This window comes from Kitasatospora sp. NPDC058243, from assembly GCF_042882025.1.
In the GTDB taxonomy this organism is placed as follows: Bacteria; Actinomycetota; Actinomycetes; order Streptomycetales; family Streptomycetaceae; genus Kitasatospora.
Window position 1 is genome coordinate 52777 of record NZ_JBHVWW010000028.1, and the last position, 14698, is coordinate 67474.

The 14698-nt window shown below is 70.6% G+C and carries 10 protein-coding genes and 4 CRISPR repeat arrays; of the genes, 1 reads left to right on the forward strand and 9 read right to left on the reverse strand.

The window, feature by feature from the left end; genetic code table 11:
* Positions 1–43 precede the first annotated feature (43 nt).
* The 8 genes from ACFVX9_RS19800 to ACFVX9_RS19835 form a co-directional block, all read right to left on the reverse strand.
* The gene (locus ACFVX9_RS19800; protein WP_387982764.1) at positions 44–223 is read right to left on the reverse strand and encodes a helix-turn-helix domain-containing protein; all 180 of its coding nucleotides are present in this window, start codon (positions 221–223) and stop codon (positions 44–46) included.
* An 89-nt stretch (positions 224–312) separates the two neighbouring features.
* A CRISPR array of direct repeats spans positions 313–647; the repeat unit is 29 nt; unit sequence GTCGGCCCCGCGCTCGCGGGGATTGCTCC.
* Positions 648–915: 268 nt separating this feature from the next.
* Positions 916–1492: direct repeats of the CRISPR family, unit length 28 nt; unit sequence ATCGGCCCCGCGCTCGCGGGGATCGCTC.
* A gap of 682 nt (positions 1493–2174) precedes the next feature.
* Positions 2175–2750: direct repeats of the CRISPR family, unit length 27 nt; unit sequence TCGGCCCCGCACGCGCGGGGATTGCTC.
* Positions 2751–2913: 163 nt separating this feature from the next.
* Positions 2914–3441, reverse strand: a complete 528-nt coding sequence (locus ACFVX9_RS19805; RefSeq protein ID WP_387982727.1) for a hypothetical protein — start codon at positions 3439–3441, stop codon at positions 2914–2916.
* Positions 3438–4595, reverse strand: a complete 1158-nt coding sequence (locus ACFVX9_RS19810; protein WP_387982729.1) for a helix-turn-helix domain-containing protein — start codon at positions 4593–4595, stop codon at positions 3438–3440. Before ACFVX9_RS19810 ends, ACFVX9_RS19805 begins: the two co-directional genes overlap by 4 nt.
* A 426-nt stretch (positions 4596–5021) precedes the next feature.
* Positions 5022–5475: direct repeats of the CRISPR family, unit length 29 nt; unit sequence GTCGGCCCCGCGCTCGCGGGGATTGCTCC.
* Positions 5476–6136: 661 nt separating this feature from the next.
* Positions 6137–6907 carry a ricin-type beta-trefoil lectin domain protein gene (locus ACFVX9_RS19815; RefSeq protein ID WP_387982731.1) on the reverse strand — a complete coding sequence of 257 codons (771 nt, stop codon included), beginning with the start codon at positions 6905–6907 and terminating at the stop codon, positions 6137–6139.
* A 250-nt stretch (positions 6908–7157) separates the two neighbouring features.
* Positions 7158–8987 (reverse strand): glycoside hydrolase family 15 protein, encoded by a 1830-nt coding sequence (locus ACFVX9_RS19820; RefSeq protein WP_387982733.1) that lies wholly within the window; start codon positions 8985–8987, stop codon positions 7158–7160.
* A gap of 199 nt (positions 8988–9186) precedes the next feature.
* A complete protein-coding gene (locus tag ACFVX9_RS19825; protein WP_387982735.1) occupies positions 9187–10542 on the reverse strand; it encodes a M64 family metallopeptidase in 1356 nt (451 codons plus the stop codon).
* Between the two features lie 158 nt (positions 10543–10700).
* Positions 10701–10868 carry a hypothetical protein gene (locus ACFVX9_RS19830; RefSeq protein ID WP_387982737.1) on the reverse strand — a complete coding sequence of 56 codons (168 nt, stop codon included), beginning with the start codon at positions 10866–10868 and terminating at the stop codon, positions 10701–10703.
* Positions 10865–12061: an FAD-dependent monooxygenase gene (locus ACFVX9_RS19835; protein WP_387982739.1), complete on the reverse strand. Its 1197-nt coding sequence runs from the start codon at positions 12059–12061 to the stop codon at positions 10865–10867. Before ACFVX9_RS19835 ends, ACFVX9_RS19830 begins: the two co-directional genes overlap by 4 nt.
* A gap of 184 nt (positions 12062–12245) precedes the next feature.
* Here ACFVX9_RS19835 and ACFVX9_RS19840 point away from each other — a divergent pair, with 184 nt between their 5' ends.
* Positions 12246–12971, forward strand: a complete 726-nt coding sequence (locus ACFVX9_RS19840; protein WP_387982741.1) for a TetR family transcriptional regulator — start codon at positions 12246–12248, stop codon at positions 12969–12971.
* A 121-nt stretch (positions 12972–13092) separates the two neighbouring features.
* Here ACFVX9_RS19840 and ACFVX9_RS19845 read toward each other — a convergent pair whose 3' ends face one another.
* The gene (locus tag ACFVX9_RS19845) at positions 13093–14412 is read right to left on the reverse strand and encodes a cation:proton antiporter (RefSeq protein ID WP_387982743.1); all 1320 of its coding nucleotides are present in this window, start codon (positions 14410–14412) and stop codon (positions 13093–13095) included.
* Between the last annotated feature and the right edge of the window lie 286 nt (positions 14413–14698).

The following is a 14698-nucleotide window of genomic DNA, read 5'->3' on the forward strand; positions in this document are numbered from 1 at the left end:
AACAGCAGGCCAAGTCCCTGTCCGGCCTGATGGCCGGCCAGGGCTACTCGTCGCGGACCAGACGCCAGAGTGGCACGCCGATTGCCCGCACGATGGCGCCGAGTTGGTCGAGCGTCGCAGGTGCGAGGCCGTTCTCGATCCACCCGATCGTGCGCTGGCCAAGTCCGGCGCGCTGCCCAAGCCGCTCCTGCGTGAGGTCCGCCTGTCGCCTGAGCGAGAGGATCCGGGCCCATGAACTCCTTCACACGCCGCCTGCCCAATCGAACTGAATCTACTGACGGTCCCTGATACGAATCGCCGCAGGTCAGGAAGTGTCGGCCCCGCGCTCGCGGGGATTGCTCTTATTCGGGCCGGCGGCCAGTGGCTGCCGGCGGGTCGGCCCCGCGCTCGCGGGGATTGCTCCCAGGGTGGTGCCGCGGCCGCCGGTGCTGAACTGTCGGCCCCGCGCTCGCGGGGATTGCTCCGGTGCCCCGTCGCCGTGCGGTCCGGTTCGACTGTCGGCCCCGCGCTCGCGGGGATTGCTCCCAGAACTGGGCGTGGCGAGGGTGGCCGCTGAGGTCGGCCCCGCGCTCGCGGGGATTGCTCCGCGGGACACATTGCCATCGCCGAACTCACGCTGTTGGCCCAACACTTGCGGGGACTGTCCCGTGGCAGATCCCCAGCCCGCCCGACGGACTTACCCCACAGCGCACCCAGCCAGCCCCTGACTTTGGGCAGGTACCACTGCCAGCGGTCCTCGATCATCGTCTCAATCTCCACGTGCGGGTACGCTTCGGGGAGTCAGGCCACGACACTGACAACCAGCCCTGGGGCAAGGAGAGGTGGCAACAACGCATCGACTGTTCGACGGGACTTCTACCGATCGAACTGAATCAATCAAGCCCCTCAGCCGCTAATCACCGCAGGTCAGGAAGTATCGGCCCCGCGCTCGCGGGGATCGCTCGCGGCGTTGGGCGGCCGTGCGCGTCCAGTGCTTATCGGCCCCGCGCTCGCGGGGATCGCTCTCGGGGGCGTAGACCCCGAGTTGGTGAAGCAGGATCGGCCCCGCGCTCGCGGGGATCGCTCCTGTCGATGGGCAACCCGCGCCGAGCAGCAGCGATCGGCCCCGCGCTCGCGGGGATCGCTCCCGCAGCGTGGTGAACGCGGTGACCAGGACCAGATCGGCCCCGCGCTCGCGGGGATCGCTCCTGCTCGGTGGTCACGAGGTAGGCGCGGGCGGGATCGGCCCCGCGCTCGCGGGGATCGCTCAGGTGCCGGCGATCCTGCGATCCCAGCCCTTGCATCGGCCCCGCGCTCGCGGGGATCGCTCCTGCACCGAGCCGGTGCTGATCGGCAACCAGGTATCGGCCCCGCGCTCGCGGGGATCGCTCCCCTCCCATGCCCGTCGCCGAAACCGCCAATTCACCGGCCCCGCACTCGCGGGGATCGCTCCCGCAGCGTGGTGAACGCGGTGACCAGGACCAGATCGGCCCCGCGCTCGCGGGGATGGTTCAGGAGACCAGCCCGTCGCACCGGTGGACCACTGGGAGCTGGTCTCGTCAAGGGTGCGAGCAAGGCGGACACGAGCCCGCCAGGGCTGGTCGAAGACGTGTCCAACCGCCTTCGACCGGCACGCGAACCCGCGCCACTGGCAACACACCACGGTGCTGCCCGACGCCCGCCGCGACACCGTCGAGTTCGCCGGCACCGTCTGCCAACGCCCCGCAATCGACACCTGCACCACCCACCGGAACGGCCTCCAGGGCAGCGGACAACACCCCTGAACCCGGCACCGGGACGACGAGCGGCAAGCTGGCGAGCAGGAGGCTGCTGGCGGTCCTGCCGCTCGGCACCGTGCCTCGGGCCCGAGCGAGAGCATCCAGACGCCCCGACGTCACCAGCGGCAGGAAGCGATCCCAAACAACCTCAGCCACCACCACGGCACACAGCATTTGCGACAGCAACACGTCACCCCCGCCCATCCAGCCACCCCCTGACCTCGGGCTGATACCAACGCCAACCGTCCCCAAGCACCGCCCCGAACCTTTCCGCACGAGTACGCTTCGGGAGCGCAAGACACAGCTGACAGCTCCCCCACCCACGGGAAGAAGCATGAACTCCTTCACAGACCGCCTGCCTAATCGAACTGAATCAACTGACGGCCCCTGACACGAATCACCGCAGGTCAGGAAGTATCGGCCCCGCACGCGCGGGGATTGCTCCGCGACCCCGAGCAGCAGCAGGACGAGGGAAGCATCGGCCCCGCACGCGCGGGGATTGCTCGGTGCGGGTGATGATGAAAGTGTCAACCTGGAAATCGGCCCCGCACGCGCGGGGATTGCTCCCTGGGCGGCGGCGACGAAGGGGCCTGCGCTTAATCGGCCCCGCACGCGCGGGGATTGCTCCTTCCAGGGGGACATCGCATTCGCCGTGGAGTTGTCGGCCCCGCACGCGCGGGGATTGCTCCCACTGCACCCACCACCCGGTGATCCCGGTCGTGTCGGCCCCGCACGCGCGGGGATTGCTCCGGTGGTGACGACATGCAGGCGCGGGGCATCATGTCGGCCCCGCACGCGCGGGGATTGCTCCCGGGCGGCGGAGCGACGCAGCTGCGAGCGGCGGTCGGCCCCGCACGCGCGGGGATTGCTCTACCCTGTGGGCGCATACCTTCGCGGCTGCCGCGTCGGCCCCTCGCTCGCGGGGATTGCTCTGCCGTGATGGCTGGTCAGCTCTCGGCCGCGCAGTTGACCCCGCGCTCGCGGGGATTGCTCCTCGAGGAAACCGGCCAGGACCTCCGTGCCGTCGTCGGCCCCGCGATCCCGAGGGGCTTTAAGAAGCCACTGTCGTACCGATCCGAGTAGGGGTTCGGCGTGACGACGCCGGACGCCGCTGCGCCCCACCCCGGGAGACTCGGGGTGGGGCGTAGTGGCGTGTTCAGCGCATCAGTTCATCTGCGGTGGCGGGCAGTCGTATGGACTGACCGTTCGTCACCATTTGTTGGAGGAGGGCGAATCCCTCCTGCTTCGAGACGATGAACCCGACGCAGGCGACCGCCATCACGTCCTTGGTGCGCATCGTCGGGATGCCTCTGTGTCGCGCGAGGTCCAGCGACGCCTTGTCATCGCTGATCCACGTGGCCTCTTTGAACTCCACCCGGGTGCTGATGACGTGCAGGGTCTCGGACTCCCCGAGATGCCTGAGCGGATCCGACGGGCTGCCGAAGAACACACCCTGTCGAATCCGCTCCACGGCCTCGGGGTCGTCGACTTCGATCGGATCCCCCAGCCAGCGGGAAACGTCGGGTGGGTCCAGGGCCGGCAGATATCGAGATGATCGCTTGGCTTCGTACGCCACTGCTTCCGTCCATCGACCCCGGCCGCTCAGTACGTTTTCCAGGATGTCGAGCCTGGAGACGGACGCGAAGTTGCACAGGACCGTGTTGTCGGGAAAGCAGATGATCATGGGCTGAACGCGAGCTCCGTTCCGGGATCGGACGGTGCCGCCTGCTGTTGCTCGGGCTCGGGCTGGGCGGGCTCTAGGAGGTCTAGGAGCACGTCCGGGTCGAGGTCCAGGAGGGCTGCCAGCGGCCGGACTGTCGTATCACCCGAAGCATAAGCCTTGATTGCCAGCTCTGTTAGTCGTCGAGGATGCCAACCCCGTTGGCTGCGCTCGGTGTTGACCATGTGCTGCTCCAGGGCCCCCGCAGCGCCGGCGATCCTGGCGCCGTCGGCTGTCAACATCGCGCCCCACTGCCTGCGCTGATCGGCAGTCAGGACTCCCAACACCTTCAGCCGGGTCGCCATCGCGCTCGGCGACACGCGGTACTTCCAAGCCAGCTCCGCCACCAGGTCAACGCCGACCGTTCGGTCCCGGGCGTCGGCCAGAACAGTGGTGCGCGGCATCAGGAACTCCGCGGCGAACGCGTTCGCCTGCACTTCCATCGCGGTGGTCGACCGGCCCGGTTGCACCTTCTCGACGACCGCCTCGTCATGCGCGTCGCCGGCGAGAATGTGGCCGAGTTCGTGGGCAAGGGTGAACCGCTGGCGCGTCCACACATTGGTTTTGGCGACGAGGATGAGGTCGAAGCTGTCGGTCGACCAGGACAGGCCGTCCAGCTTGTCGGGAAGGTCGACGCCCGCGATCTCCACGCCGAAGGCCTGCTCGAAGCTTGAAGCGAGGTTCTGGGTCGAGAGGGTCCAGGGGTCGACTCCCACTGCCGCCAGGGCGGCCTGGGCGAGCTGTGGGCCGCCGATTCCCCCCGGGCGGTTGTGGGCGCGCCTCGGCAGGTCGCTCCCGATCCGCGCCAAGGCGTCGATCACCTGCTCGTACCGGCCCAGGAGTCTGCGCACTTCGTCCGTGGTGTGCTCACAGGCGCCCGTCTTCCGCGCGGCGGCACCGAGTGCTGTGCGCGGCTCGACGCCGCGCAGCAGCCAGTCAACGGTTCTGCCGCCGAAATCGGCGATCAGCGCTAGTTCGAGGGAGGTGAAGCGGCGTTTCCCGCCAAGCGACTTCGACAGCTTGTCTGGGGAGATTCCCATGCGCTCCGCCATGACGGCCTGGGTCTCACCCGTTGAGCCGATGACCTGACGCACGCGTTCAATCAGTCCGGCATCCATGCTGTGATCGTACAGTCACGTTGCGATTCTCGCAATCGACATGACCAGGTTGTGACCTGGGGTTCACCCGCCCGAGTGAGTGCGCGGCGCGCACTGACGGCAAAGCCACGACAGGTGCCCTGACCTGCGGAAATGCAATCGCGGCCACACGGTGATTGGGCGCCGCCGGGCGCAGTGGCGAGCCAGGCCCGCAATGGCCGCTGCGATCATTGGTACAGACCAGGCCGCCGCACGTCATTGCTTCGGGGACGTGCCGGCTTGTCGAGCGGATGGCCGCGTCCGCGTCCGCCCAAGGCCTCCCCGCGTAGGCCGGGACGCGGCTGTGCCCCACTGGGCAGGGCCAGTGGGGCACAGCCACGCAAGCGGTCAGGAGAGGCTGGTGGTCTTCAGAACTGTGACGCGGCGCGTCTCCTCGTTCGGCGGCATTCGCCCCGGCGCTCGCGGGGATTGCTCTCCGCTAGCATCAGTGCCGATTCAGTGGCACGGGTCGGCCCCACGCTCGCGGGGATTGCTCCACCTTCGGCACCATCAAGGCGAAGGCCGCGGTGTCGGCCCCGCACACGCGGGGATTGCTCCCCGAACAAGGCCAAGGGGACGGCTTGGGAGAGCTCGGCCCCGCGCTCGCGGGGATTGCTCGTGCGCGGCGTCCAGGAGCTCGGTCCTCGCGTCGTCGGCCCCGCGCTCGCGGGGATTGCTCCCCTCAGGCGATCGTCCTTGCCTACCGCACCAAGTCGGCCCCGCGCTCGCGGGGATTGCTCCTTGCCCATGGTGGTGACCCCTTCGGTCCGTCGGTCGGCCCCGCGCTCGCGGGGATTGCTCCGCTGAGCACGTCGCCATCGCCGAACTCGCGCTGTTGGCACTGCGCTTGTGGGGATTGCTCCGGGTGGCCGCCGGGCAGGGCGGCCTAGGAGAAGAATCAGACCTTTTCAGTCTCGCGTCTCCAGGCGGGGGTTGTCGGCATCAAGGGGATCTTGGTCGGCTCGCTGCCTGGACGGCGGCTCCCGGCCCTCCTGGTAGTTGAGGGGGACGCCATCGTCGGTGGGGGCCAGGACTTTGTGGGGCTGCCCCTTCGTCCCATGTGCCACGTTCGTGTGGCCCCTGGTTGCCGGGAACGCCCGGTTGGCCTTGGGGCATGCCGTCGTATCCCGCCAGTTCTGGTGCTCGGTCAGTCATGGGCCCGAATCCGGGCCCATGGCGTGATCTCTGGGGAGACATCCGGGTCTTCGGAAACCGTCCTGGTGCCCACACGGGCTCAATCGAACGCGTGCTTCTTTCTCCTTCGGAAAGGTGTCGACCTCCAGGGCGGGGCACGAAACCCCCGTCGCCGGCGTGGGCAACTGGCTTATAGGCGAGACCATTTGTGGCCGACAAGAGGTGGTCCCGTTGTGCGGCGTGCCGCGCAACGGGACCATCGGCCGGCTGCAGCCGGGCTGCCGGCGGGAATCCCACCTCCGGACCCCGTGGCTCCGGAGGTGGGATTCGAGGGGCCCTGTCGGGCCGGCCGTGGGGGAGATCACGGCCGGGCCGAGGGGGCGGGGGGATCAGTGCGGGAGGTTCCACTTCTGGTTGTCGGCGCCGTTGCAGTCCCAGATGCCGAGCTGGTTGCCGTTGTTGGTGGCGAAGCCCAGGTCGTCCAGGCAGCGGCCGGACTGCGGGTTGAGCAGCGAGCCGTCGGACTGGGCCTTCCACTGCTGGGCGCCGCTGCCGTTGCAGTCGTAGAGCTGGACCATGGTGTGGTTGGCGGTGTTGCCGCCCTGCACGTCCATGCACTTGCCGAGGGCGCGCAGCGTCCCGTCCACGCCGACGGTCCACTTCTGGGCGTTCGTGCCGTTGCAGTCGTAGATCTGGACCGGGGTGCCGTTCTTGTTCTCGGCGCCCTGGACGTCGATGCACTTGCTCGCGTAGCCGCTGATCTGGCCCTGCGGCCCGGCCACGGGCGGCGGCACCGTCCCGAGGAAGACGACCTGCGGGAACATGATGGTGTCGCCGAAGTTGCACATGGCGGTGCTCATCCCGCTCCCGACGACGGCTCCGCCGATCGCCATGCGCATGTACGGGCCGGTGTTGTTGACGTAGTACTGGCACTGCGCCTGCACGCGCCAGATCTGCAGGGGGCTGATGCCCGAACAGGTTCCGATGACCTGGCCGCCGCCGGCGGCGATGGCGTTACACCCGCCGGCCAGCGCCGAACTCGAACTCGCCTGCTCTGCCTGAGCGGTGGCGGGCGCGGCCTGGCGCGCGGCGGTGGATGCGGCCTGGGCGGCGGCGGGGACGGTGAGTGCCGCGGCGGAGGCCAGCAGCGTGGTCATCATGACAACAGCGGTACGGCGCATGAGGGTTGGGCCCTTTCCGTGATGACAGGGTGATGGCACTGCTCAGATGTTGCGCAGGTTTGGTCATGAGCATTGCAGTGCCGCCTGGGGCCGTCAACGGATGTGGGCCGACGAGATGTCGCCATTCACCTCAGCTCATCCGCGACCTGCTCGTTCCCGCCGGACGGGAGTCTGAAAGGAGTCGGACGGGAGCCGAACAGGGTCTGGATTCAGCCGAATTGACGCAATCTCAGCCCAGCGCGCGGTCGAGGTTGAAGGCCGCGCTGATCAGCGAGAGGTGGGTGAAGGCCTGCGGGAAGTTGCCGAGTTGCTCGCCGGTCGGGCCGATCTCCTCGGCGAACAGCCCGAGGTGGTTGGCGTAGGTGAGCATCTTCTCGAAGGCGAGCCGGGCCTCCTCCAGGCGGCCGGCGCGGGCCAGTGCCTCGACGTACCAGAAGGAGCAGATCGAGAAGGTGCCCTCGGAGCCGCTCAGGCCGTCCGGGCTGGTGGCCGGGTTGTAGCGGTAGACCAGGGAGTCGGAGACCAGGCCCTTGGTGAGCGCGTCCAGGGTGGAGAGCCACTTGGGGTCGGTGGGCGAGATGAACTTGGCCATCGGCATCATCAGCAGCGAGGCGTCCAGTTCGCCGTCGTCCAGGGACTGGACGAACGCGCCCAGCTCGCTCGACCAGCCGCGCCGCATGATCTGGTGGTAGATCGCGTCCCGGGTCTGCCGCCAGCGGGGCAGGTCGGCCGGCAGGCCGCGGCGGTTCGCCATCCGGATCGCCCGTTCCAGCGCCACCCAGCACATCAGCCGCGAGTACACGTAGTTCCTGCGGCCCCCGCGGGTCTCCCAGATGCCCTCGTCGGGCTGGTCCCAGTTCTCGCAGAGCCAGTCCGCCACCATGCCGACGTCCTCCCAGCCGGCGCTGCTGATCGGCTGCCCCCACTTGTCGTACAGGTAGATGGAGTCGATCATGGCTCCGTAGATGTCCAGCTGGAGCTGGCCGGTGGCGGCGTTGCCGACCCGGACGGGTGCGGAGCCCAGGTGGCCCTCCAGGTGCGGCAGCGCGTACTCGGGCAGCTCGGTGCGACCGTCGATGCCGTACATGATCTGCAACGGGCCGTTCGCGGCGGTGTCGCGCATGCGCTCGAAGAGGAAGCCCATGAACGCCTCGGCCTCCGAGGTGAACCCGAGGCGCAGCATGGCGTAGACGCAGAAGGCGGCGTCGCGGACCCACATGTACCGGTAGTCCCAGTTGCGCTCGCCGCCGACCTGCTCGGGCAGGCTGGTGGTGGGTGCGGCGACGATCGCGCCGGTCGGCGCGTAGGTGAGCAGCTTGAGCAGCAGGGCGGAGCGGTGCACCATCTCCCGCCACCGCCCCTGGTAGCGCGACCCGGCCAGCCAGTGGCGCCAGAACCGGACGGTCGCCTCGAACTGTTCCTCCGCCTCGGCGCGCGGACACGACCGGGCCGGGACGTCGTCGCCGATCTGGTCGAGGGCGAACACGACGGAGTCGCCCTCCAGGAGCTTGAAGTGCGACCACACGTCCAGGCCGTCGGTCTCCAGCGGCGCGGTGGCGGTCAGCGCGAGCGTGAGCGACGGGGAGCGGAACACCGCGACGTGGCCTTCGAGGGACACGGTGTGCGCCTCGGCGCCGTAGCCGAAACGCGGGGCGATCCGCGCCCGGAACGGGAGGATTCCCCGGACGCAGATGAGCCGCCGGATCAGCCGGTGCCGGGCGACCTCGGGCGACCCCTCGGCCACGGGCATGAAGTCCTGGATCTCCGCCACGCCGTCCGCGGCGAAGAAGCGCGTGATCAGCACGTTCGTGTCGGGGAAGTAGAACTGCCGGGTGCGGGTCGGGACGTCCGCGGCCAGCTCGAACGATCCGCCCCGGTCCGCGTCGAGGATGGCCCCGAACACGCTGGGCGCGTCGAAGCGCGGACAGCAATACCAGTCGATGGTGCCGTTCGTGCCGACCAGGGCGGTCGTCCGGAGGTCGCCGATCAGGCCGTGCTCGGAGATCGGCAGGTACCGGCCGTTGTCCGCCTGCTCGAACCCCGTCGTGTCGAACGCCATGCCGACCTCCCCGCCGCTGTGGCGCGGGCTTGGAGACGAAGCCTTCCCAGCCATGGTAGATCGCCGTCGACGTAGGGGCCGGGCCGAGCACCGGCCGGGCCTCGCGGGCCCCAACCGGAGCGGGCCCCGGCCGGTGCGGCTTCCGCCGTGGTTTTCCCCCCTCCCTCCCCAGCCGGACGCGAGGGCCCACGCCCCGTGGTCAGCGGGTGACGCTCCAGACCAGGCTGCGGGTGAGCGCCGGGGTCAGGGCCGGGTCGATGACGGACGAGGTGGGGTCGTTCGCGACGGCCTTGAGCTCGTGGGCGGCGGGCTTGGGGCCGGTGGGGCCGAGGTCGGAGACGGCGATCGTCTTGCGGTCGCGCAGGGCCGTCACCTCCTTGCCGTCGAGGTACCACCGCAGCTTGGTGCCGGAGACCGGGAGGTCGACGGTGAGGCGGTCGGTCGCGGTCAGCCGGGTGGTGACGGGCGTGGCGCTGGAGAGGGTGGAGGCGTGCCGGTAGAAGCCGGCGATCATCGCCTCGCGGCCGGGCAGGTTGAACTCGCGGCCGAGGGAGCGCATCACCGAGTTGTCGGTCGGCCGGTTCAGGCCGGACGGGTAGTTGCTGCCGCCCTGGTAGGCGCCGACGGTGCCGCCGTCGGGCGAGGTCTTGCCCAGCCAGCGGTACCACTTGGTCTTGTCCTGGCGCATCCGGTCGGCGCTCAGGGTGGTGATGTTGGGCTGCGTGGGCTCCGCGCCCTTGTAGGGCCCCGCCCCATCGGCCCAGTACTCGTCCGCGAGCTTGCCCAGCGAGTGGCCGGTCTCGTGCACCGCTATCTGGCCGGACGCGGCGTTGCCGCCCGCCACGGTGGCGATGCCCTCGTAGCCGAGCGGCGACTGGGTGCTGCCGTAGCCGGCGCCGCCGTACTTGGCGGTGTTGGCGACGACGATCACGAGGTCGGCCTGCGGGGCCTTGGCGGCGTAGGCGTCGACGGCCTTGATGTCCACGCACAGCAGCCGCTCGATGGAGTTGCACCAGAAGTGCGAGCCGAGCGCGGTCTTGCGGACGGTGTTCTGCTTCGGGTCCCCGGAGACGCCCGACTGTTCGGAGACGGCGCCCACGGCCCACACGTTGAACAGCTTGCGGTAGGTGGCGTAGGGCTCGACGGCGCTGATGTCCTTCCACTTCGCCGCGGCGTCCTTGCGGAACTTGTCCTGCTCCGAGGCCGTGTAGCCGTCGCCGATCATGACCACGTCCAGCTTGCTGTCCGTGCTCCCGTTGTTGACGACCTTCGTGACGGCGCCGTCCCCGGCGGCAGCCCCGGCAGCGGCCGCGCTCATGGACTGCTCGGCGACGAATGGGGACGCCGAAGGGACCTTGGTCCGGCTGATGGCGCCGTCCTCGGCGAAGACCTCGACGTCCTGGCCGCCCGGGAAGGCGTCCGGGGAGGCGTCCGGGGAGTCGGCGATGGCGACCGGCTCGGACGGGGCGGCGACCGCCGGGCCGACGCCGACGGCGAGGGCCGCCAGCGTCGTGACGCCGGCCAGGAGGACCGAGGTGAACCTGCTGTTGCGCAAAGGAGTTTCTCCGAAATCGACGGGCACGAGGGCCGGTGGCGAGCTTTCCGGGACATGACGCGCGGTGCCGCACGGTCCCGCGCCGTGACACCGCCGCCCCTCGCCAACACGGCCGCACCAGGACCGAGCTGACTGGGCGACATCGCCCGGTCGCCACCTCACCGGTGGATACGGCCGGTCCCCCACGAACGGTTCACACCGGCTGCCGCCACGATGGTGACGGCGTCCTCGAAGTGGTCGACGACGGCCAGGCGGCCGGTGAGGTCCGCTCGTACGATGCCGCCTGCTCGCAGCCGGACGAAGGAGGGAAGCTCGGGCCCGGTCATGAGTAATCCCCGCGCGCGGCACGGGACTTGAGCACACTCCCGGCCCGGGCTGCCGCGAGCACGACCGGCGACAGCCGGGTGGCCAGGTTCCGGGCCAGGATGCCGCCGCGGCCGGCCGGGACGAGCAGCGCGAAGGCCGCTCGTACGGACTGCCGGGCCTGGTCCACCAACCCCCGGTGCGCGGCCTCGTAACGGGCCAGGGCCGCGCGGTGGTCGGCGGGATCGGCGGCCAGGGCTTCGGCCAGGGCGTAGGCGCCCGCCAGGGCCAGGCTGGAGCCGCCGCCGAAGAGCGACACGCAGGACGCGGCGTCGCCGAGCAGCGTGACCCGGCCCCGCGACCACTGCGGCAGCCGGACCTGGCTCACCGCGTCGAAGTACAGCTCCTCGCTCTCGCGCACCTGCGCCAGCACCTCGGGCGCGCGCCAGCCCATCTGGGCGAACGCGGCGGTCAGCAGTCGCCGGTGCTGATCGGTGTCGCGGTGGTCGAAGTCCGGCACGGCGGCGGACCGGACCATGAACGCGGCCAGCGGCCTGCCGCATCCGGGATGCACGCAGAGGGCGCGGCCCGGCGTGTTGTGGATCGCCACTTCCCGCAGGTCGCCCGCCATCCCGGCCAACGGCATGGTGGCCACGTACATCCCCAGGTGGCGGACGAACCCGGACTCCGGGCCGAAGGCCAGCCGGCGGACGGCGGAGTGCAGGCCGTCGGCGCCGACCACCAAGGCGAAGCGGCGGGGGCGGCCGGACTCGAAGGTGACGTCGACACCCGCCTCGTCCTGGCTCAGGCTCGCGATCGAGTCGCCGAACACGAACTCGGCGTCGTCCCGGCCGGCTTCGTGGACGATCGCGGCGAGATCGCCGCGCGGCAGCTCGACCGTGTCGGCCCGGTCCGCGCCCGACAGGCCGCGCAGGTCGATCCTGCCCACCCGGCGGCCCGCGGCGTTGTAGAAGCCCACACCGGTGACCTGGGTGGCGGCCGCCCGGAGGCGGTCCCTGATCCCCATCCGCTCGGCGACCTCCATCGCGCGACCGGCGACATCGACCGGGCTGCCGCTGGAGCGCGCGGCCGCAGCCCGCTCGACCACGGTCGGCTGGAAGCCGTGGCGGGCCAGCCAGTAGGCGAGCGTCGGTCCGGCGATGCCGGCCCCGGAGATCAGCACGGTGCGATCGGCTGTCCTGGTCGAGGCGTTCATGGACGCTCCTTCTGTCATCGCCCGATCGTCGTCGCCTGATCGCGGCCAGGCCGACTCGCGGCAGCCGTCGCCGGTCAGCGGTCGCGTCGGCGCTCCCGGACTGACCATCGGTCAGTACTTCGACGCTACGCCCTGACCGTCGGTCAGGCAAGGGGCGGCGACGGACAGGGCCTAAGCTCCCCACATGACTGCTGCCGAGAACCCCGACACCCGGGCACGGATCCTTGCGGTGGCCCTGGAGGAGTTCGCCGCGCACGGCTACCACGCCACCTCGGTACGCGGGATCGCCGAGCGGGTGGACGTGACCAAGGCCGCGGTGCTGTACCACTTCCCCAGCAAGGCGGACATCCTCGGCGCGCTGATCGAACCGATGCTGGACGACCTCGACGCCGCGCTGGCGCCCACCGACCCGCCGGATCCGGCCGCAGCCCGCCGGGCGGCGATCGAGGGGCTGCTCGACGTCTGGCTGCGCCACCGCGACCTGCTGCGGATGAGCCTGTACGACGCGGCGCCGGGCCTCACGGGCCCGGGCTTCACGCGGTTCCGCGACGGGATGCTGCGCGCGAACGTCCTGGTGGCAGGGCCCCACCCGGACTTCGTCGCCCGGGTGCGCGCCGCCCAGACGATCGCCATGCTCTCCGACCCGGTGATCCTGCTCGCCGACGCCCCGCCCGAGGACCTGCGCGCCTGCATCCTGGCCGGAGTTCACCGGCTGCTGGACGGCCCCGAACCCCCCGCCGCGGCCGGCCCCGGGCGCGGCGGCGCTGAACGGCGCGGCCGGCCGAGCGCGATGAGCCCGGCGATGGTCGACACCGCCCGGCGCCTGCACGCGGCCGGCCGCACCGCCGAGCAGATCGCGGCAGAGCTCGGAGTCTCCCGGGCGACGGTCTACCGCCACCTGCCGACGTAGCCGGAGACACGAGGGCGGCCGCCGGGCAGCGGCTAATAATGAGACTTCATTGAGACAGTGGCGGCCATCTCGGCGGTGGTGCCGGTGGGACAGGCGCAGGAAGTCTCCACCCCGCCAGTGCTCACGTTCCCCTGGCCTCCTCGATGTCCGATCTCGCGGGGGTGTCCTGCTGTTGACGGGGCAGAGCCGCGACGCCGACCGGGGCAGCAGCGCCAGGAGCACGGATGAAGCGCCGGACGAGCGGGTTGACGGGCAGGGTCGCGGCAAAGGCGGTGACGAGGAGAACAGTGAACAGCCGGTCGCCGATGATGCCCAGGTCACGGCCCAGGGTCAGGATGAGGACCTCGCTGAGGCCCTTGGTGTTGAGCAGGACCGCCACCGTCGTGGCCTCGCCGCGCGGCACGCCGATCAGCCGGGCACCCAGCCTGGCGCCGGCGAACTTGCCACCCCAGGTGACGGCCAGGAACACCACCACCGCGACCAGGCTCCCGAAACCCAGCCCGCCGATGTCCACGGACAGCCCGGTGAGCGCGAAGAAGACCGGCACCAGCAGCGCCCCCGCGTGGCGCAGCGGCACCTCGACGGCGTGCCGCAGTTCCTCGGCGGCGTCGCGCGGCATGGCCAGCCCGAAGGCGAAGGCGCCGATCACCGCGTGCATGCCGAGCCACGAGGTGGTCCACGCGGACAGCAGGATCCCGCTGCCGAGGGTCAGCAGAACGAGCAGGGGATGCCCGTCGACGCGGGCCGGCCGGCGCAGCAGGCGCCGCAGCAGCGGGCGGACCACGAAGGCCATCGCCGCCGCGTAGCAGGCGAGTTCGGCGAACGCGAGGAGGACGTGATCCGAGCCGCCGCTCCGGGCCGCGGAGGCGACGCAGGCGACGCCGCACCACGCGGCGATCTCGGTGAGCGCCCCGCAGGCCGTGGCCATGGCCCCGGTGCGGGTCGTCTGCAGCTGGTTCTCCCCCACGATGCGCGCGAGCACCGACAGCGCGCTGGCGGACAGCGCGATGCCCAGGAACACGGCCAGCAGCACGGGGGACGTCTCCGTACCGATGAGGTGGGGCCACCTGGCCGCGAGGACCGCCGCCAGGGCGACCGCGAGGGCGAAGGGCACGGCGACGGAGGCCGCGGTGACCGCCACCACGGTGCGGACCCGCCCGTTCAGCTGCTTCAGGTCGAGTTCCCAGCCGGCGGCGAACATGAAGAGCGCGATGCCCAGTTGGGCGATCACCGACAGATGCTCGCGGACCTGGGGCGGAAAGAGGACGTGCGGGAGGTCGCCCGGCAGCAGCCCGAGGACGCTCGGCCCCAGGATCACCCCGACCGCGATCTCGCCGACCATCACCGGTTGGCGCAGGCAGGTGCGCAGCGGCGACAGGACGAGTCCGATCAGCAGGATGGTCGCGATGTCGGCCAGCGCGGTCGAGGAGGAGCCTTCCATGGTCGTGCGCCTTCCTGGGAACGGGGGCGTGCGCGGCCCGGTGACGCGGCCCCTGCATTATCGGGAAGGGCCCGTTCGTCGACGCAGCGCTCCCCGCGTGTCGCAGGCGCGCGGCTCCCACACCACGCCCCGACCCGGACCCTCACGCCCTGACCAGGCGGACCGGCGGACAGGGGCGCACGAAGGGCGCGCGGCGTAACGCTGTGCAAGCAAAAGATCGCGTTCCGATACTGATGGTCGGAACGCGGAGGTACGGTGACGCCCAGATACGCGTGTTGAGCACGTG

Coding starts and splice junctions, on each gene's coding strand:
- ACFVX9_RS19830 (WP_387982737.1), bottom strand. CDS start 10,868: ATGACCGGGCCCGAGCTTCCCTCCTTCGTCCGGCTGCGAGCAGGCGGC.
- ACFVX9_RS19820 (WP_387982733.1), bottom strand. CDS start 8,987: ATGGCGTTCGACACGACGGGGTTCGAGCAGGCGGACAACGGCCGGTAC.
- ACFVX9_RS19835 (WP_387982739.1), bottom strand. CDS start 12,061: ATGAACGCCTCGACCAGGACAGCCGATCGCACCGTGCTGATCTCCGGG.
- ACFVX9_RS19810 (WP_387982729.1), bottom strand. CDS start 4,595: ATGGATGCCGGACTGATTGAACGCGTGCGTCAGGTCATCGGCTCAACG.
- ACFVX9_RS19815 (WP_387982731.1), bottom strand. CDS start 6,907: ATGATGACCACGCTGCTGGCCTCCGCCGCGGCACTCACCGTCCCCGCC.
- ACFVX9_RS19845 (WP_387982743.1), bottom strand. CDS start 14,412: ATGGAAGGCTCCTCCTCGACCGCGCTGGCCGACATCGCGACCATCCTG.
- ACFVX9_RS19840 (WP_387982741.1), top strand. CDS start 12,246: ATGACTGCTGCCGAGAACCCCGACACCCGGGCACGGATCCTTGCGGTG.
- ACFVX9_RS19805 (WP_387982727.1), bottom strand. CDS start 3,441: ATGATCATCTGCTTTCCCGACAACACGGTCCTGTGCAACTTCGCGTCC.